21 protein-coding genes are annotated in these 16817 nt (G+C 38.5%); 19 read left to right on the top strand and 2 right to left on the bottom strand.

The features are described 5' to 3' along the window. Positions 1 to 13: 13 nt before the first annotated feature. From PERMA_RS02010 to PERMA_RS02060, 11 genes are all read left to right on the top strand, one after another. Positions 14 to 976: a dihydroorotate dehydrogenase gene (locus PERMA_RS02010; protein ID WP_012676527.1), complete on the top strand. Its 963-nt coding sequence runs from the start codon at positions 14 to 16 to the stop codon at positions 974 to 976. Next, complete coding sequence (locus PERMA_RS02015; RefSeq protein WP_012675653.1) at positions 977 to 2962, top strand: M3 family metallopeptidase; 1986 nt, start codon at positions 977 to 979, stop codon at positions 2960 to 2962. It begins immediately after the preceding gene. Continuing rightward, the gene (locus PERMA_RS02020) at positions 2963 to 3289 is read left to right on the top strand and encodes an antibiotic biosynthesis monooxygenase family protein (protein ID WP_012676473.1); all 327 of its coding nucleotides are present in this window, start codon (positions 2963 to 2965) and stop codon (positions 3287 to 3289) included. 57 nt (positions 3290 to 3346) lie between these two features. Then, positions 3347 to 4519, top strand: coding sequence for a RuBisCO large subunit C-terminal-like domain-containing protein (locus tag PERMA_RS02025; protein ID WP_012676081.1), 1173 nt, complete (start codon positions 3347 to 3349; stop codon positions 4517 to 4519). Next, a complete protein-coding gene (locus PERMA_RS02030; RefSeq protein ID WP_012675534.1) occupies positions 4516 to 5166 on the top strand; it encodes an MtnX-like HAD-IB family phosphatase in 651 nt (216 codons plus the stop codon). Before PERMA_RS02025 ends, PERMA_RS02030 begins: the two co-directional genes overlap by 4 nt. A gap of 150 nt (positions 5167 to 5316) precedes the next feature. After that, a complete protein-coding gene (locus PERMA_RS02035) occupies positions 5317 to 6078 on the top strand; it encodes a c-type cytochrome (protein WP_012676023.1) in 762 nt (253 codons plus the stop codon). A 15-nt stretch (positions 6079 to 6093) separates the two neighbouring features. Next, positions 6094 to 7485, top strand: coding sequence for a cbb3-type cytochrome c oxidase subunit I (locus PERMA_RS02040; RefSeq protein WP_012676603.1), 1392 nt, complete (start codon positions 6094 to 6096; stop codon positions 7483 to 7485). Between the two features lie 14 nt (positions 7486 to 7499). Further along, positions 7500 to 8231: a cbb3-type cytochrome c oxidase subunit II gene (locus PERMA_RS02045; protein WP_012675628.1), complete on the top strand. Its 732-nt coding sequence runs from the start codon at positions 7500 to 7502 to the stop codon at positions 8229 to 8231. Positions 8232 to 8287: 56 nt separating this feature from the next. Beyond that, on the top strand, positions 8288 to 8584 hold the full coding sequence (locus PERMA_RS02050) for a hypothetical protein (protein ID WP_012676204.1): 297 nt from the start codon (positions 8288 to 8290) through the stop codon (positions 8582 to 8584). Then, positions 8584 to 8808: a hypothetical protein gene (locus PERMA_RS02055; RefSeq protein ID WP_012675391.1), complete on the top strand. Its 225-nt coding sequence runs from the start codon at positions 8584 to 8586 to the stop codon at positions 8806 to 8808. Before PERMA_RS02050 ends, PERMA_RS02055 begins: the two co-directional genes overlap by 1 nt. A gap of 204 nt (positions 8809 to 9012) precedes the next feature. Then, positions 9013 to 9687 carry a rhomboid family intramembrane serine protease gene (locus PERMA_RS02060; protein ID WP_015898868.1) on the top strand — a complete coding sequence of 225 codons (675 nt, stop codon included), beginning with the start codon at positions 9013 to 9015 and terminating at the stop codon, positions 9685 to 9687. Here the strand turns inward: PERMA_RS02060 and PERMA_RS02065 are convergent. Further along, positions 9669 to 10382 (bottom strand): fibronectin type III domain-containing protein, encoded by a 714-nt coding sequence (locus PERMA_RS02065; protein WP_148206399.1) that lies wholly within the window; start codon positions 10380 to 10382, stop codon positions 9669 to 9671. The genes PERMA_RS02060 and PERMA_RS02065 overlap by 19 nt on opposite strands. 172 nt (positions 10383 to 10554) lie before the next feature. Next, complete coding sequence (gene kdsA / locus PERMA_RS02070) at positions 10555 to 11343, bottom strand: 3-deoxy-8-phosphooctulonate synthase (RefSeq protein ID WP_012676505.1); 789 nt, start codon at positions 11341 to 11343, stop codon at positions 10555 to 10557. Positions 11344 to 11409: 66 nt separating this feature from the next. On the opposite strand from kdsA, the gene PERMA_RS02075 reads away from it, so the two are divergent. From PERMA_RS02075 to PERMA_RS02110, 8 genes are all read left to right on the top strand, one after another. Then, positions 11410 to 11889 (top strand): putative metalloprotease CJM1_0395 family protein, encoded by a 480-nt coding sequence (locus PERMA_RS02075; RefSeq protein ID WP_238527225.1) that lies wholly within the window; start codon positions 11410 to 11412, stop codon positions 11887 to 11889. Between the two features lie 93 nt (positions 11890 to 11982). Continuing rightward, entirely contained in the window at positions 11983 to 12585 is a 603-nt protein-coding gene (locus PERMA_RS02080) for an SCO family protein (RefSeq protein WP_012676363.1), read from the top strand. A 25-nt stretch (positions 12586 to 12610) separates the two neighbouring features. Next, entirely contained in the window at positions 12611 to 13075 is a 465-nt protein-coding gene (locus PERMA_RS02085) for a MotA/TolQ/ExbB proton channel family protein (protein WP_012675203.1), read from the top strand. Next, positions 13075 to 13479: an ExbD/TolR family protein gene (locus tag PERMA_RS02090; RefSeq protein ID WP_012676666.1), complete on the top strand. Its 405-nt coding sequence runs from the start codon at positions 13075 to 13077 to the stop codon at positions 13477 to 13479. The genes PERMA_RS02085 and PERMA_RS02090 overlap by 1 nt, the downstream gene beginning before the upstream one ends. Then, complete coding sequence (locus tag PERMA_RS02095) at positions 13457 to 14359, top strand: energy transducer TonB (protein WP_049756060.1); 903 nt, start codon at positions 13457 to 13459, stop codon at positions 14357 to 14359. Before PERMA_RS02090 ends, PERMA_RS02095 begins: the two co-directional genes overlap by 23 nt. Position 14360: 1 nt before the next feature. Beyond that, entirely contained in the window at positions 14361 to 14798 is a 438-nt protein-coding gene (gene rnhA / locus PERMA_RS02100; RefSeq protein WP_012675910.1) for a ribonuclease HI, read from the top strand. Positions 14799 to 14803: 5 nt separating this feature from the next. Further along, complete coding sequence (gene radA / locus PERMA_RS02105; protein WP_012675556.1) at positions 14804 to 16147, top strand: DNA repair protein RadA; 1344 nt, start codon at positions 14804 to 14806, stop codon at positions 16145 to 16147. A 4-nt stretch (positions 16148 to 16151) separates the two neighbouring features. Beyond that, positions 16152 to 16802 carry a uracil-DNA glycosylase gene (locus PERMA_RS02110; protein WP_012676004.1) on the top strand — a complete coding sequence of 217 codons (651 nt, stop codon included), beginning with the start codon at positions 16152 to 16154 and terminating at the stop codon, positions 16800 to 16802. Positions 16803 to 16817: the final 15 nt, after the last annotated feature.

A 16817-nucleotide genomic window follows, 5' to 3' on the forward strand; every position in this document is an offset into this window, starting at 1 on the left:
TAGAGGTAGAGGATTGGAAGGTAAAGCTGTTCCACTTAAAGACCCACTTTCTTATGAACTTTTTGGTATAAAGTTTAAAAACCCTGTATGGACTGCTTCAGGCTGTTTTTCCTACGGTCTTGAGGTTGCCCAGAACCTTTACGATATATCAGAGCTTGGTGCTGTTGTTGTAAAGGGCCTTTCCTACAGGCCAAGGGAAGGAAATCCACCTCAGAGAATAGTTGAGACACCATGTGGTATGCTTAACTCAATAGGTCTCCAGAATCCCGGGGTTGAGTACTTCATCAAAAATATACTTCCTCAGTTAAGGGAGTACGACACGGTTATAGTTGCAAATGTTTTTGGTGAGGACGAGGATGAGTATCTGAAAGTAGCAGAAGTTTTAAATAAAGCTGATGGGGTTGATCTACTTGAGCTTAACGTCTCATGTCCAAACGTGAAAAAAGGTGGAATAGCCTTTGGTTCTGATCCAGAAACACTTTTCAATCTCGTTTATAGACTGAAGCAGGTAATGGAAAAGCCTCTTCTTGTTAAGCTGAGTCCAAATATCACAGATATTTTAGACACAGCGACAGCCTCAGTTGAGGCAGGTGCTGACGGCCTTGTTCTTATAAACACACTTCTCGGTATGGCTATAGATATTGATAAAGAAGAGCCTATTATCGGTATGAGGACAGGTGGTCTTTCAGGGCCTGCTATACTTCCTGTTGCTGTCAGAATGATATACCAGGTCTATGAAAAGTACGGCTCATCTGTTCCTATTATTGGGGTAGGTGGAATAACTACAGCTCAGGATGCTCTCCAGCATATACTTGCAGGAGCTGTTTCTGTTCAGATAGGAACAGCAAACTTTTATGATCCTTACTCACCATTAAAGGTTATAAAGGGCTTAAAGGAACATCTTGACAAAAAAGGTTATGACCATTTCCTCCAGCTTGTTGGTAAAGCCCATAAAATAAAGATAAAGGAGGTATGAATGTTTCCTGAGTTTACAGTATCGGACGAAAATATAGATCAGCAGAAAGAGGCTGTTTTAAAACAGATAGAGGAAAATAAAAAAGAGATAGAGAAGTTATTGGAGATTAAGGATAAAACCTATAAAAACTTTGTGAGACCATACCAGTTACTTCAGGAGAAGTTAGGCTGGCTTTTCAGCCCTATATCACATCTGAATTACGTAAAGAACTCAGAAAAGACACAGGAAGCTTATACATCTGTACTTCCCGCTCTTACAGAGTACCATACATCTATTTCTCAGGATGAGAGGCTTTACAGAGCTTTTAAACAGATATATGAGAATGAGAAGGACACACTCAATCAGGAACAGAAAAAGGTTCTTCAGGATCTTATAAGGGATTTTGAGCTTTCAGGTGTGGGTCTTCCTGAAGATGAGAGGAAAAAGATAAAAGATATAAATATTAAGCTATCACAGCTCCAGAACAGCTTTGCCCAGAATATACTCAACGCAACCGACAGTTACGAGATGATAATTGAAGATCCTGATGATGTAAAGGAGCTCCCAGAGATAGAAAAGGATAACGCAAAAATAGAAAGAGATGGCAGAGAGGTCTACAGATTTACACTTCACCAGCCAAGTTATATAGCCTATATGACCTATGGATCAAACAGGGAGAAAAGGGAGCAGCTCTACAGAGCCTATGTTACTAGAGCACCTGAAAATGAGAAGATACTTGAGGAGATACTGAGCCTTAGGTATGAAAAGGCAAGAATTTTAGGTTTTAAAAACTATGCTGAGCTTTCACTGGCAACAAAGATGGCAAAATCACCACAGCAGGTTATAGATTTTCTCAGAGAGCTTGCAAGAAAGAGCAGACCCCAAGCAGAAAGAGAGTATGAGGAACTTAATGAGTTTGTAAAAGATCTTGGTCTTAAAGACGATGTTCAGGCTTACGATTTTGCATACTACAGCGAAAAACTGAAGAAAGAAAAGTTTAACGTTGATGATGAAGAGTACAAGCCTTACTTTGAGAAAAACAGTGTGGTTGAAGGACTTTTTAAATTCCTGAACAGATTTTTAAAGCTTGATTTTGAAAAGGTAGATGTTCCTGTTTGGGATGAGACAGTTGATGTTTACCATATTTACAGAAAAGGATCGTTAATAGGAAGGCTCTATCTTGATCTTGAGGCGAGAGAAGGAAAGAGAGATGGTGCATGGATGGATGAGTGGGTATCCCACCATGAAGACGAAAAAGGTAATATAATCCCACCTGTTGCATTTATTGTTGCCAACTTCTCACCATCTACAGACAAAAATCCATCACTTCTCAGACCTTACGATGTTGAGACCTTATTCCATGAGATGGGACACGCTCTACACCATCTTTTGAGTGAAGTAAAGGAACCATTTGTAAGCGGGATAGCAGGTGTTGAGTGGGACGCTGTTGAGTTTCCTTCACAGTTCTTTGAGAAGTTTGCCTATGACAGGGAAGTTTTAAAGCTTTTTGCAAAACATTACAGAACCGGAGAGCCCATGCCTGAAGAGATGATGGACAGGCTGAAAAATGCTAAAAACTTCCAGTCTGCACTTGCTATGGTAAGACAGCTTGAGTTTGCACTTTTTGATATGCTTATACATCTTGACAGGTATACAGCAGAGGATGTTCAGAAGATACTGGATCAGGTCAGGGAAGAGGTTTCTGTTATTAAACCTCCTTCTTACAATAAGTTCCAGTGGTCTTTCAGCCATATATTTGCCGGTGGGTATGCTGCAGGATACTACAGCTACAAATGGGCTGAGGTTCTTTCAGCTGACGCTTACTTTATGTTCATAGATAACGGTATATACAACGATGAGCTATCAGAGAGTTTTTATACAGAAATACTCTCAAAAGGTGGAAGCAGACCTGCAGATCAGCTTTTTAGAAATTTTGCAGGAAGAGAGCCTGATATAGATGCATTACTAAGACTTAGTGGAATAAAAAACGGACAGGAGGTTTCGTAAATGATAGTAATTATGACAAAGTTCTTCGTTAATCCAAAACACAGGGAGGATTTCAAGAAAAGAGCTATAGAAGGCTTTGGAGAAAAAGGGATAAAGGGACAGAAAGGCTTTATAAAGATGAATGTTCTTGAACCTAAAAATTTTGAGGGTATGCCTCCTAATGATGTTTTTATTATAGAAACATACTGGGAAAGTGAGGAGGATTTTATAAGATTTACAGAAAGCGAAGCATTCAAAAAGGCACATGAGGAACCACCACCAAAAGAGTGGTTTACAACATTTCCTGTTGTTGAAGTTTACGAGGTTATAAAAGAGGTTAAGGAGTAAGTAGATTAATTTAAAACAGGACATTAAATTTAATAAATAAAAACTGTGGTGCCTGTTATGAATTTTATTGAGGCGACTTATATTCTCAGATCAAAAAAGGATAAAGGTCCAGATTATATAAACAGATTTCTGGAGAGTATATCAATCTTCAACGGAAAAAATTTAACGGATAAAAAATATCTTCCTCAATTAGTGGAGACAGACATTTTTTATGATGAGAGTAGAAAAATATATGAGTATATATTCAAGATAGGATTTCCGATTGTACTTTTTGAACACAACATCTCTTCCATAATCAGTATTCTTAGAAAGGTTACTGCACATTCAGGTGAGGATGAGATCGTTATAGTAAACATAGATATTCCATCATGCTATACAGATCATTTCTCCGGTCCAAAGTATGGAACTGACAGGATCAAAAGGATTTTAGAGATTGAACATGAACCTGTTATTGCAGGACATATTTTTCCTTTCGTAGGTGTTGGTCCTGAAGTATATGTAGATCTATTTGAAAAGTTAGCTGTAAACGGTGTTGATATTGTTATAGAGGATACATCCTTTATAGATGACAGACTTATTCCATTTGATAAAAGGGTTGAGCTTTGCCTGAAAAAAGCTGAACAGATAGAGAAAGATACAGGGAGAAAGATAATCTATATTCCTGTTCTAACAGGAAGTGTTGGAGAGGTATTTGAAAAAGCAAGATTTGCTGAAAGTATTGGTATACACGGCTTTCATATAGATATAGATCCGTATGGTATGGAATTTTTAAGATCACTTTCAGATGGAACTGAAGGAATACTTGCGGTTTCAGGTAGCGTTTTCAGCAATAGATATCTTGAAGGACAGGTTTTTGTGAAGCTTTTAAGACTGTCAGGTGCTGATATTCTTAATATACCATCACCGTTTAACGAAAATAGATACACACTGAGCAGGGTGTATGAGCTTATAAGAGAGGCTACAGATAGATGGGAAAATATAAAACCAGTGTTTCCCATGCTTTCAGGTTATACAAAACCCTCAGATATCCCGGATATATACAGGGAGTTTGGAAATCAGGTGATAATCAATATAGAGGAAAGTTATTACAATCATCCAGAGGGACTTCAAGCTGGAGTAAGGGCATTTAGGGAGGCTTTAGATTGCGTAATTAAAGGTATATCACTTGATGAGTGCAGAAAAAAGAGTAGAGATCTTGATCTGGCTCTGTCAAAATGGGGGAGTCATTGAAAGATCCCGCTGTATTTTCTGATTTTGATGGAACAATCACGCAGAGAGATGTGATCATCTCTATTATGGAACAGTTTGCCCCTGAAGAATGGAAAAAGATCCACTCAGACCTTATGACAGGTGTGATAGATGTTGATCTAGGAATAAAAAAGATGTTCAATCTTATACCATCTGAGAAAAAGGACGAGATAGTCCAGTGGTGCAAAGAAAATGTAAAGTTAAGAGATGGTTTTGAGGATTTTCTTTTATTTCTGAAGAAAAGGAATATACCTTTCATTATCCTCAGTGGTGGTGTTGATTTTTACATATATCCTATTATGGAACCTTATATGGATCTGATCACGAAGATATACTCCAACAGGGGTATCTTCTCAGGTAATTATATAGATGTTGATTTCATATATAAATGTAACTCACTCTGCAAAAGACACTGCGGCATATGTAAGCCCTATATACTAAAGAATTATAAAGATAAAAACAGCCTGATTTATATAGGAGACGGTATAACGGACTTGGATGGAGCCCTTTATAGTGATATAATTTTTGCAACTGGCTATCTTGTCGATTATTTACAGAAATTGCATATTAAATATAATGAATATTATAATTTTTACGATATAAAGATAAAGCTGCAGAGATTGCTATAACACAAAGGCAGGAATATGGAGAGGGGAAATCATGTTAATTTTCTGTGAAAATCCCGAAAAATTAAAATCTTGCCTTTGGAGTAATCTGTTTATAGAATGATGATTTAAATCATAAATTTTTGACTTAAATCAATTTTAGGAGGTAACCTTATGGGAGAAAACACAGCCGTTAAATGGGTGCTGTTCTTCTTCTTCCCGGCGCTGTTTATCTATGGTCTGTTGCATGTTTACTCCTCAAAGCCAGCACAGGCTAAGAGAACAGCAGAGCTGACGGCAGAAGAAGAAGCAGGGAGAAAGGTTTACAACAAATTCTGTGTGGGATGTCATGGTGTTAATGGAGATGGAAATAGTGAAGCAGCAAAATTCTTCAAAAACAAACCACCAAACTTCCACACAGCTGTATTCAGATGGAAATCTACACCTGAGGGTACACTTCCAACTGATGACGATCTAATGCATGTATTAAACTGGGGTATTCCTCAAACTCCAATGCCATCTTTCAAGCTCGTACCTGAAGTTCAGAAAAGAGCTGTTATAGCTTATATCAAAACTTTTTCTGACAGATGGGAGAAGGAAAAACCTGGAAAATCTGTTTATGGAAGCATTCACAGACCAGACTGGTTCGGTTCTCCAGAATCTATACAGAAAGGTAAAGAACTTTACGCTACAAACTGTACATCATGTCACGGCGAAAAAGGAGAAGGTGATGGTCCTTTAGCATCAACACTGCCAGTTCCTCCTACAGATCTTACATACCCTGTTAGAGCTGCTGGTCCAAAACCTGAGGACACATTCAGAGTTCTTACTGTAGGACTTGAAGGATCTCCAATGCCAGCGTTCAACTATCTCTCAGAAGAAGACAGATGGCATCTTGTTTCTTACATCGCTTACCTGATGAACAAAGGTAAATAATAAGGAGGGTTAAAAATGGCAGAGAACAATACACAACTGCAAAACCTGGTCAACTATGGGTTAGTCAAAGCCCATGTTGCGATGGGTCTTATATTCTTTATCATCGTTGCTTTAATGGGATTCTTATACTCACTCCAGCTTGATGGTATATATCCATTTCCAGGAATTGAGTTCTTATCTCCTGGAAGGGTTAGAATGATACACACAGCCGGGGCTGCTTATGGATTCCTTGTTAACATGTTCACAGGTCTGCTCTACTGGGCTGTTCCAAGATTTACAGGTTACAGAGTTCTCAGTGATGCACTTGGATGGTTTATGTTCATAGCACTTCAGGCTGCTGTTTTAATAACAGTTGTTGCTATCCTCTTCCTCGGAATGGCTGACAACGTTGAATGGGGTGAAACTCCATGGTGGCTTGACCCAATAATCGTGTTCTGGCTTTTACTGCACCTCTTACAGTTCGGTGCTCCACTGTTTAAAGCTTCTCAGAGAGGACCTCTCTACGTTACAGGATGGTACTTAGCTGCTATGTTAATCTGGACTCCACTTGTTGTTTTCATGGGTAACCTCATCCCAAGATTCTGGGCTGTAGGTTCTGGTGCAGGTGCTGTTCAGTCAACATTTATTCATGACCTTATTGGACTTTACGTTACACCTGTTGCATGGGGTCTTATGTACTACTTCGTACCTGTTATAATGAAAAAACCTATGTGGTCTCACGGATTATCACTCCTCGGATTCTGGGGACTTGCGTTCTTCTATCCAATGAACGGTGTTCACCACTTCCTCTGGTCACCAATACCTATGTTCGCTCAGTACTCAGCTGTATTCGCTACGGTTGCTGTTGAGTTCGCTGTTACATCAGTTCTCATCAACTTCATGATGACACTTAGAGGATCTGCAGAACAGCTAAAATACAACGTTCCATTAAGATATATGTACACAGGTGCTATATTCTACTGGATCACATGCTTCCAGTGTGCTTTCCACGTTACTCTTACATTCCAGAAGGTAATCCACTTCACTGACTGGGTAACAGGTCACGCTCACCTTATAATGTTCGGTACTTTCGGTTTATGGGTTCTTGGTATGGCGGAGTACGTCTGGCCAAGACTGTTCGGTAAAGAGACTATGTACTCAAAAGGACTCTCTGAAGGTGTTTACTGGCTCCTCATGATAGGTGTATTCGCAATGTTCGTAGATCTCACAGCTTCAGGTCTTGTTGTAGGTTTTGACTGGATAGGACTCAATCCATGGATTGATTCTGTAAACTTCTCTAAACCATTCTGGTACTTCAGATCTGTAACAGGTATTATGATGCTCACAGGACTGTTCATGTACGCTGTAAACTTCTATAAAACTGCAACCGCTAAATCTGGACTTACTGCAGAGCTCAGAGAAGCATAAGGAGGTAATGAGATATGGGTAAGATGGAACGTTTTTCTTTTATAGCTCTGGTAGCAGGGATAATCTTCTTCCTTTTTGCTGACTTTATTTCATGGGCTCTGCCTATGTTTGTGCTGAAGGATATCCCTAAAAAATCCGTACAGGATCTGGCTGCCGAAGCTATAGCTAAAAATACATCAGCATGGTCAGACTTTAAGAAGATAGCAAGATACTATCCTGAGCAGTTCAAGAAATACTACGGTGAGCCAAATGAGGAGTCTTTCGCAAAGGCTCTGAAAGTTGGACATAGATGGTATGTAGCAGAGGGATGCTGGAACTGTCACTCACAGATGGTAAGACCTGTTTCTAACGAAACACTCAGATTTGGTATACCAGGTGTTTCTAACACAGTTTCTTATCCTTCTGAGTACCAGAACGAACTTCAGGCACCTGTTCTCTGGGGAACTAAGAGAATCGGACAGGATCTTATAAGGGAAGCTGCAGTTCACAACATTGACTGGCATGTTGCTCACCTTTACGATCCTAAGACAACATCACCAGGAACTGTTATGCCTGGATATCCATGGTTCTTTGAGAAGGATGAAAACGGAAATATCGTTCCAAACGAAAGAGGTATAGGAATACTCACATACATCATGTGGCTTGGAAGCTGGGAAGTTAAGCCTCCAAAAGATTTCAGAATAACTGGAACTGCAACTGCTAAAAACAGCTCTGGTGCTGAAGAGTTTGCAAAAGCAACCGAGTAATTTTAAAGGGGGGCTTTGCCCCCTAATAATTTCTCCATAATGGAGGTGTTTGTTAGATGAGAGTTTCTCAAAAAACGGTAGCCCTACTTATACTCTTTATATTCCTTTTCGTGGTAGGGACTATTATCGCTACAAGAACTGTAGCTTACCTTGAAGCTGGAATGTCAGGTTCTGAGCTAAAAGGGTTCCTTGTTGAGGTTATAGCTTATGTTGTTGCTCTAACTGGATGGCTCTTTCTGTTCATCTACTCATTTATGAAAGGGGACTTTAAAGATATTGAAGGGCCAAAATACGAGATTTTAGAGATGGAAGAAAAAATTATAAAAGCAGAAAAAGAAGGAGGTAGATACTGATGGCGTCACATCTTGAAAATACAAAGGCTGTAGATAAGATCACATATATGACAGATGCCGTTCCAACATGGTGGATGTTGTTCTGGATTGGTTACATCCTGTTTATGGTGGCTTATATCGTTTTTGACTGGATTCCTGATTTCCTCGGATGGATGAATGTTGTAGGTCAGGGTCCAACTGCAGCTGATCAGTACATATGGTTAAGAGAACTTATGAGAAATTAATCATCTTTTGGGGCTTTTAGCCCCTCTTCATTAAAACATTAATAACACTTGACAACTTATATTAATTTCGTTATATTAAATGTCCCTCCCCCCWCCCTCCCCCAAATTTCTGGGGCTTCGCAATGAAGCCCCCTTTTTATGTTTTATGTTGTAAATCCTTTTGCATAAGGTTATATTTAAATAATAACTTTTTAAGGACTACAGATGATACCTATAAAAGACAATATTCCAACGAATAAACCGCCTGTTCTTACAGTCTCATTTATTCTGATCAACGTCCTTATATTCTTTTATGAGGTTTCTCTTCCCGAGCTGGAGCTAATAAGGTTTATCCATCAATTTGGTCTTTTACCTGTGGACATCATATACCTGAACTGGGAGAAAATACTTACATCAATGTTTCTTCACGGTAGTTTCGCCCATCTTTTTGGGAATATGCTGTTTTTATGGATATTCGGTAACAATGTTGAGGATGCACTTGGAAGATTTAAGTTTGTGATATTTTATATCCTCTCAGGTGTTGGAGCAGCGGTTACACAGTCATTTATAAGCCTTGCATTTGGGAATATATCTACTCCAATGATAGGTGCTTCAGGGGCTATAAGCGGAATAATGGCTGCATATGTAAAACTTTACCCTGAGGCGAGAATTCTGACCATAATACCACCTTTTTTCTTCTTTGGATTTATACTTCCAGCCTGGTTTTTTGTAGGATACTGGTTCTTGATACAGGTACTCTTTGCTGTTGCAACTCCACCAACCGTTGGAGGTGTTGCATGGTACGCCCATATAGGTGGTTTTATTACAGGATGGATACTTATCAATATTATGTATACGCCTAAGAAGGCTAAAATAGTCCATTACTCTGTTATAAGATAAACAGGTTTACTTCTGTTTCCTGCTTTATCAACAGCGATTATCTCGTATTTATCCCCTTTTTTAAAGGATTTATCGATGAAAAAGTATGTTTTTACAGGGGTTTTTAACAGAGGTTTGCCGTTTTTATAGATCAGATATCCTGCCACATCTTTTGAAGAACTTTCAGTCCATATAATTATGTAGTCCTCCCCTTTTTTTATTATTTCAGGATTTTTCGGTGGATCAGGCGGAAATATATCCCTGTAAAGCATACATACAGTTTCAGAAGGATTGCCCTCTACCTTACCGTTGTAGGCCGTTACGTAATAACAGTACTTCTTTCCATATATAAGCTTTGTATCTGTAAAACTGTTTTTGTTTTTAAGTTCCGCATACTCTACAGGAGGTATTATCTCAGAGTTTGATCTGTAAATCTTAAATCTATTCTCCTCAGAAAACCATGTAAGGGTTAAACTGCCTTCTTTCATCTGAATTTTAAGATCGTATATTCTATCGGGAAATATCTTTTCGGGATATTTACATACATATCTGGAAAACTTACTGTATTTTTTACCATTAAAAACCCTTATCTTAAAACAGTACTCCCTATCGAAACTCTTTATTCTGTAGTATGTCCAGTATATCTTTCCGTATCTTTCAACCTTTCTGTTGATCTTTCCATCCAGTGTAAATACATCAAAATGAAACTTACCCATTTTCCTCCCATCTTCATAGACGCCATCATACCTCCAGTATATGACAAACCTGTCACCCTGTTGTTTTACATTTAATCCATAAACAGGGGTTGGCCTGTCAGAAAGAGGAGGCAGAGGACTGCTTTTCAGTCCACAGGATAAAATCAATGATACCAGGGGTAAGGTAAGATAATTAAATATCCTTCTCAAGTAAAAACTCCCTCAGTGAAATAAGTTTCTCTATAACTTCAGGGAATTCAGAAAGAGGTATCTGGTTTGGTCCGTCAGAAAGGGCTTTATCGGGATCTGGATGTGTCTCAAAGAAAAGCCCATCAACACCAACAGAAACAGCTGCCTTTGCAAGCGGATATATAAACTCCCTCTGTCCACCTGACGATTTTCCTTTTCCACCGGGAAGCTGAACGCTGTGTGTCGCGTCGTATATAACAGGAGCAAACTGTCTCATAACAGGCAGGCTTCTAAAATCAACAACAAGATTGTTGTAACCGAATGTAACACCCCTTTCAGTCAGGTAAAATTTTTTCGCTCCACCGAATTTCAGCTTTTCAACTATATTTTTTGTATCCCATGGGGATAGAAACTGTCCTTTCTTAACATTTATCTCTCTTCCTGTTTTTGCTGCAGACAGCAACAGATCTGTCTGTCTACACAGAAATGCGGGTATCTGTATAATATCTACAACTTCAGATACAGGCTCAGCCTGGTAGCTCTCATGTATATCCGTCAGTACAGGAAGTCCAAACTCTGATTTTACCTCTTCCAGAACTTTAAGCCCGTAGTCCATTCCCCTTCCTCTGAAAGATTCATGACTGCTTCTGTTTGCTTTATCAAATGATGATTTGAAGACAAACCTTATATCAGGATATCTTTTCTGTAGCTCTGAAAGGGTTTCAGCAACCTTAAAGCATACTTCCTCATTTTCAATAACGCAGGGACCTGCTATAACTGTAAATCTATCCATAACTACCTCTTCAGATTTTTTAGGTAATAAATAATAGGTGATATTTATTTTACACACAAGAGATTCTTGATACAGAGTAAAAATTTATCTAAATTTTTATTGATGATAGGATTTGGTGGTTTAGATTCAGCTTTCAAACAGGAAGACCTGAAAAACAGTATAGAAAGATTAAAAAAACAGCAGATAATAAACCAGTTAAAGATAACAGAACAGAAAGTTAAAGCCCACGAAACAGCACACAAGGTTGCTGGGGGAGATCTGACAGGCCCTGTAAGGTATAAATATACAAAAGGTCCAGACGGGAAGCTTTATATAACAGGAGGAGAAGTTCCTATAAGGATAAAGGAGGGAAAAACACCTGAAGAAACAATACAGATAGCAAGAAAGATAAGAAAAGCCGCCCTTGCCCCTTCAGACCCTTCAGCCCAGGACAGGGCTGTAGCATCAAAGGCATCTATTCTTGAGATGAAGGCAAGGATAGAACTCAGTAAGTATCAGGATGAAAGCTCCTATAAAAAAGGGAGCTATCTGAGTATTTTTGTGTAATCCTCAGTTTCCGTATTGAAAATCATACCTTTATGTGTTAATTTTATGTTGAATTAACACAAAAATTTACATCTCTTTAAAGAGAGGGGTTTTATGAGAAAAATTCTGCCTGTTTTTTTTATTATTTTAATGTTCAGTTATGCTTCAGATCTTCATGGATCTTTAAAGGGATTTCCGAAAAAACTTCCTGATTTGAAAGATCTTATCTCGGATGATGGAAATTCTTTTGATTTCAGTCATTTTAAAGGAAAGGTTTTACTGATAACCTATGGATATACCTCCTGTCCCCATGTATGTCCGACCATACTTTCGTATCTTAAGGAGGTGGAGACAGTTTTAAATAATAGGGGATATAAAGGGATGTTCAGTATAATTTTTGTGTCCGTTGATCCTTTAGAGGATGATACAGAAAGACTTAAATCTTATAAGAGATTTTCGGGCCTTGAAGATTTTGTATTTGTTACCGGAGATAGAAAAAGTCTTGAAAGGGTGTGGAGATCTTTAAATGTTTATGTAAATGATAAAGGTTATACAGAGATGAAACATGGAGATCAGACTGTAAAGCACAGGATGATAGACCATACAGCAAAACTGACGATCGTTGACAAGAAAGGTTATATAAGGGAAGAGTTCTTAGGGATGTATATACCTGTTGAAAAGGTTGTTGAAGATGTAATAACTCTTATTGAGGAGTGATATAATTTAAGAAAAAGAGGTAGATATGAACATAACGGAGACCATTTTAAAGATAGCACTTATAGGGGGAGACCCTGTTCTATACATTCTTATTCTTATGAGTGTTATAACCATCGCTGTTGTTATTGAGAGATACCTCAGTATAAAAAAGATTCAGGAAAATATGCTTGATTATGAGCCATTAGAACTGAAGTTAGCCCTTGAAAAAAGGCTTGGTATTCTTGCAACATTTGGGAATAACGCCCCGTTTATAGGACTTTTTGGAACTGTTTTAGGTATCATAAAAGCCTTCCACGATCTTGGGACCTCAACTGAGTTCGGTGTGAGGGTTGTTATGCAGGGTATATCAGAAGCACTTGTTGCGACTGCTATGGGCCTTTTTGTGGCGATCCCTGCTGTTATCGCCTATAACTACTTTGTGAGAAAGGTAAAAACGATACTTCTCACCTATGAACAGAAAAAAAATCTACCTCTGGAGCTTGAAGAGTAATGAGACTTATAGATGAGGATGACAAAGAGATATCAGAAATAAATATGACGCCTTTTGTTGATATTATTCTAGTTGTCCTGATTATATTCATGGCAACAGCAACATTCATAGTAGAAGGAAAGATACCTTTAAACCTTCCAAAAGCTGAGACTGGAGAGCCAAAAGAGATAAAGGTAAAAAGAATTGAGATCACCATTCTTAAAACAGGTGAGCTCTTCATAAACGATAAAAAGATAAACCCTGATCTTTTAGAGGAAAAACTTAAACAGCTTAAAGGAAAAGATACTGTTGTTGTTCTCAGGGCAGATCAGAGTATTGAATTTCAGAAAGTAGTGTCTATTATAGATACCTGTCGTAAGGTAGGACTTGAGAAATATATGATTGAAACAAAAAGAATGGATTAAGGTGATAAAAACGGAAAAGATTAATAAGTATTTTCTCATAGGTTTGGTAGTTTCTGTTCTTCTCCATATGTCCGTTTTTGCGGTTCTCATATCAATTGAGAGAAAAAAGGAAAAAGAAGAGGAAAAACCTATTTACGTTTATCTGTCAGAATTTAAGGAAGAAAAGAAGAAAGCCCCCCAGTCAGAAAAGAAAATACCAAAAAAATCAGAAAAGCCAAAACCTAAACCAAAAGTAAAGAAAAAGGTTGTTAAAAAACCTGTAAAAAAACCTGAGAAAAAGGTAGTAAAAAAGAAGATCAGAAAGGAAGTGATAAAACCTGTAAAAAAGCCTGAAAAGATTGTTGAAAAAGAGCCTGAAAAGATTGAGAAAAAAGCTTTACCTGACATAGTTTACCAGGAAGATGAGCTTTTAGAGGAGATTGACCAGATCGTTTTTGAGGAGGATATTCCTGAGTTTTCCCCTAAGGAAGAGGAAGTTCTTGATCTGTCAAAGCTTGAAGGAAAGGAAGAGATATTCCAGCCCGGAAAAGAGGAAAAGGTTGAGGAAGAAGTATCCGATGAGGATATACTTGCTTACATAAAAGAGCTTGAGATGTATCTTAACAATCTTGCAAGAAAAAGAGATCTTTATCCACCGCTTGCTAAAAGGTTGAGGATAGAAGGAAGTCTTATAATAAGGTTTACCATACTATCAGATGGATCTGTTGATAATGATAGCATCAAAATAATATCCAGTAGCGGGTATAACGTACTTGATAAAGGGGCGAGGAAGCTTATAGAGAAGTATGTACCTGAGTTTGCAAGAAAGTATGGGAAAAAACCGCCGAAAGGAGATTTAACGATAGAACTACCTGTAACTTTTGAGATAATAGGCTGGTGATATGAAAAAGGTTGAGATATTTACGGACGGCTCATCACTTGGTAATCCAGGAGCTGGAGGGTGGTGTGCCATCCTCAGATACAACAAACACGAGAAGATGATAAAGGGTGGGAAAGAGAACACAACAAATAATGAGATGGAGATAAAAGCTGTTCTTGAAGCATTAAAAATACTTAAAGAGCCTTGTGAGATTGATCTTTACTCAGATTCGGAATATGTTGTTAAAGCTATGAAGGAATGGATACACAACTGGGCGAAGAACAACTGGAAAACATCAAAGAAAAAGGATGTTGCCCATAAGGATATGTGGCAGGAGATATACAGACTCATGCAGATACACAGGATAAACCCCATATGGGTTAAAGCCCACGCAGGTCACAGAGAGAATGAGATCTGTGACAGGATAGCAAAGAAAGAGGCAGAAAAATTCAGAAGGTAGCGACATTGGGAAGAAATAAAACCGTTTATGTATGTTCAGAGTGTGGGGCTTCCTTTCCTACATGGTCAGGAAGATGCTCATCCTGCGGAAGCTGGAATACTCTCATTGAGGAAAGTGTAAGCAGAAAGAAAATACAGAAATCAGACAGAAAAGCTTTAACCCACAGACCGAAACCCATTAAACAGGCAAGGGAGGAGGTACATTACAGAAGGATATCAACAGGAATAAAAACGCTTGATGAAGCCCTTGGTGGTGGTATAGTAACAGGTCAGGTCATACTTGTATCAGGTGAGCCCGGAATAGGAAAATCAACACTTCTTCTACAGATCTCTTCAAATATATCTAAGGAAAGAAAGGTTCTTTACATAACTGGTGAGGAGTCTGCACACCAGGTTTATCTCAGAGCGGAGAGAATTGGAGCTTTAAGCGATAATCTCCTTGTACTTGCTGAGACAGATCTTGAGCTTATTATTGATGCTATAAACCAGGAAAAACCAGACTTTATCGTTCTTGACTCTGTCCAGACTGTTTACTCATCACAGCTTGAGTCTGCTGCTGGTTCTGTATCACAGGTTAGAGAGGTCAGTGGCAGGATAACAGAGATAGCTAAATCTTTTAATATATCAACGATAATTGTTGGGCAGGTAACAAAAGAGGGAAGTATAGCAGGTCCAAAGGTTCTTGAGCATATTGTTGATACTGTAGCCCAGTTTGAAGGTGAGAGAGGCCACGCATACAGGGTTTTAAAGATCATAAAAAACAGATTCGGTGCTGCCGGAGAGATGGCTGTTTTCTCAATGGGGGATAGAGGACTTCAGGAGGTTATGAACCCTTCATCACTGTTTCTTTCAGAGAGACCTGTTGGTGAGTCTGGAAGTGTTATCTTCCCATATACGGAAGGATCAAAACCTGTTCTTATTGAGATACAGGCTCTTGTATCAAAGACCGTTTATGCTGTTCCCCAGAGAAAAGCCCAGGGTATTGATATAAATAGACTTTCCATAATCACAGCCATTCTTGAGAAGGAAGCTAACATCTTCCTTAAGGACAGGGATATATTTGTAAATGTTGTAGGTGGTATGTATATTAAAGAGCCTGCCCTTGATCTTCCTCTCGCCCTTGCTGTCGTCTCATCTTACAGGGATATACCTGTTTTTGAAAAGCTTGCAGCATTCGGTGAGGTAGGTCTGACAGGTGAGATAAGATCTGTCCATTACACAGAACACAGAATAAAAGAAGCAAAAAGGTTCGGTTTTGAAAGGATACTTGTCCCGGCATCCTCTGATATTGATGAAGAAGGAGTTATAAAGGTCAGAAATATAAAAGAAGCGATAAAAATGATAGAATAACTCTATGGATCAGTTAAAAAAACATATAAAGATCTTAATGGAGCTTGGTTTTGAAAATATTTTCACAGAAGAAGGATCGGCAGGTATGGATATAAAAGAAAAAGAGAAGCTGATGTCACAGATCAATGAACAGATCCAGAACTGTACAAACTGTGATCTTTATAAAAGCAGAACGCAGGCTGTTTTAGGTGAAGGAAATCTTAATGCAAAACTTATGTTTATAGGTGAAGCACCTGGAGGGGAAGAAGATAAGCAGGGAAGACCTTTTGTTGGAAGAGCAGGAAAACTTCTGACAAAACTTATTGAGGCTGCAGGATACAGAAGGGAGGATTTCTATATAGCAAATATATGTAAATGCAGACCACCAGGGAACAGAACGCCAACACCGTGGGAGATGGAGAGATGTTTCCCATATCTAAAAAAACAGATTGAGATAATAGATCCTAAAGTTCTCTGTCTCCTTGGAGCAACTGCAGGAAGGGCATTTCTGAACAGGAATGTTGCGATAACAAAGGAGAGAGGATCAATAATAAACTGGGAAGGGAGGATCCTTTATCTAACCTTCCATCCAGCGTATGTTCTCAGAAATCCTGATGCAGAGATAACACTTTTTGAGGACATAAAGAAGGCCATACAGATAGCATACCAGGAATAAATTGAAATAATCCTG

The sequence above is a fragment of the Persephonella marina EX-H1 genome (assembly GCF_000021565.1).
GTDB classification, from domain to species: Bacteria; Aquificota; Aquificia; order Aquificales; family Hydrogenothermaceae; genus Persephonella; species Persephonella marina.

Excerpts from the sequence above, each read along its gene's own strand:
- rnhA (WP_012675910.1), top strand. The coding sequence starts at position 14,361 with ATGAAAAAGGTTGAGATATTTACGGACGGCTCATCACTTGGTAATCCA.
- PERMA_RS02020 (WP_012676473.1), top strand. The coding sequence starts at position 2,963 with ATGATAGTAATTATGACAAAGTTCTTCGTTAATCCAAAACACAGGGAG.
- PERMA_RS02080 (WP_012676363.1), top strand. The coding sequence starts at position 11,983 with ATGAGAAAAATTCTGCCTGTTTTTTTTATTATTTTAATGTTCAGTTAT.
- PERMA_RS02060 (WP_015898868.1), top strand. The coding sequence starts at position 9,013 with ATGATACCTATAAAAGACAATATTCCAACGAATAAACCGCCTGTTCTT.
- PERMA_RS02110 (WP_012676004.1), top strand. The coding sequence starts at position 16,152 with ATGGATCAGTTAAAAAAACATATAAAGATCTTAATGGAGCTTGGTTTT.
- PERMA_RS02085 (WP_012675203.1), top strand. The coding sequence starts at position 12,611 with ATGAACATAACGGAGACCATTTTAAAGATAGCACTTATAGGGGGAGAC.
- PERMA_RS02035 (WP_012676023.1), top strand. The coding sequence starts at position 5,317 with ATGGGAGAAAACACAGCCGTTAAATGGGTGCTGTTCTTCTTCTTCCCG.
- PERMA_RS02065 (WP_148206399.1), bottom strand. The coding sequence starts at position 10,382 with ATGGGTAAGTTTCATTTTGATGTATTTACACTGGATGGAAAGATCAAC.
- PERMA_RS02025 (WP_012676081.1), top strand. The coding sequence starts at position 3,347 with ATGAATTTTATTGAGGCGACTTATATTCTCAGATCAAAAAAGGATAAA.
- PERMA_RS02040 (WP_012676603.1), top strand. The coding sequence starts at position 6,094 with ATGGCAGAGAACAATACACAACTGCAAAACCTGGTCAACTATGGGTTA.
- PERMA_RS02015 (WP_012675653.1), top strand. The coding sequence starts at position 977 with ATGTTTCCTGAGTTTACAGTATCGGACGAAAATATAGATCAGCAGAAA.
- PERMA_RS02090 (WP_012676666.1), top strand. The coding sequence starts at position 13,075 with ATGAGACTTATAGATGAGGATGACAAAGAGATATCAGAAATAAATATG.
- PERMA_RS02050 (WP_012676204.1), top strand. The coding sequence starts at position 8,288 with ATGAGAGTTTCTCAAAAAACGGTAGCCCTACTTATACTCTTTATATTC.
- kdsA (WP_012676505.1), bottom strand. The coding sequence starts at position 11,343 with ATGGATAGATTTACAGTTATAGCAGGTCCCTGCGTTATTGAAAATGAG.
- PERMA_RS02045 (WP_012675628.1), top strand. The coding sequence starts at position 7,500 with ATGGGTAAGATGGAACGTTTTTCTTTTATAGCTCTGGTAGCAGGGATA.
- PERMA_RS02055 (WP_012675391.1), top strand. The coding sequence starts at position 8,584 with ATGGCGTCACATCTTGAAAATACAAAGGCTGTAGATAAGATCACATAT.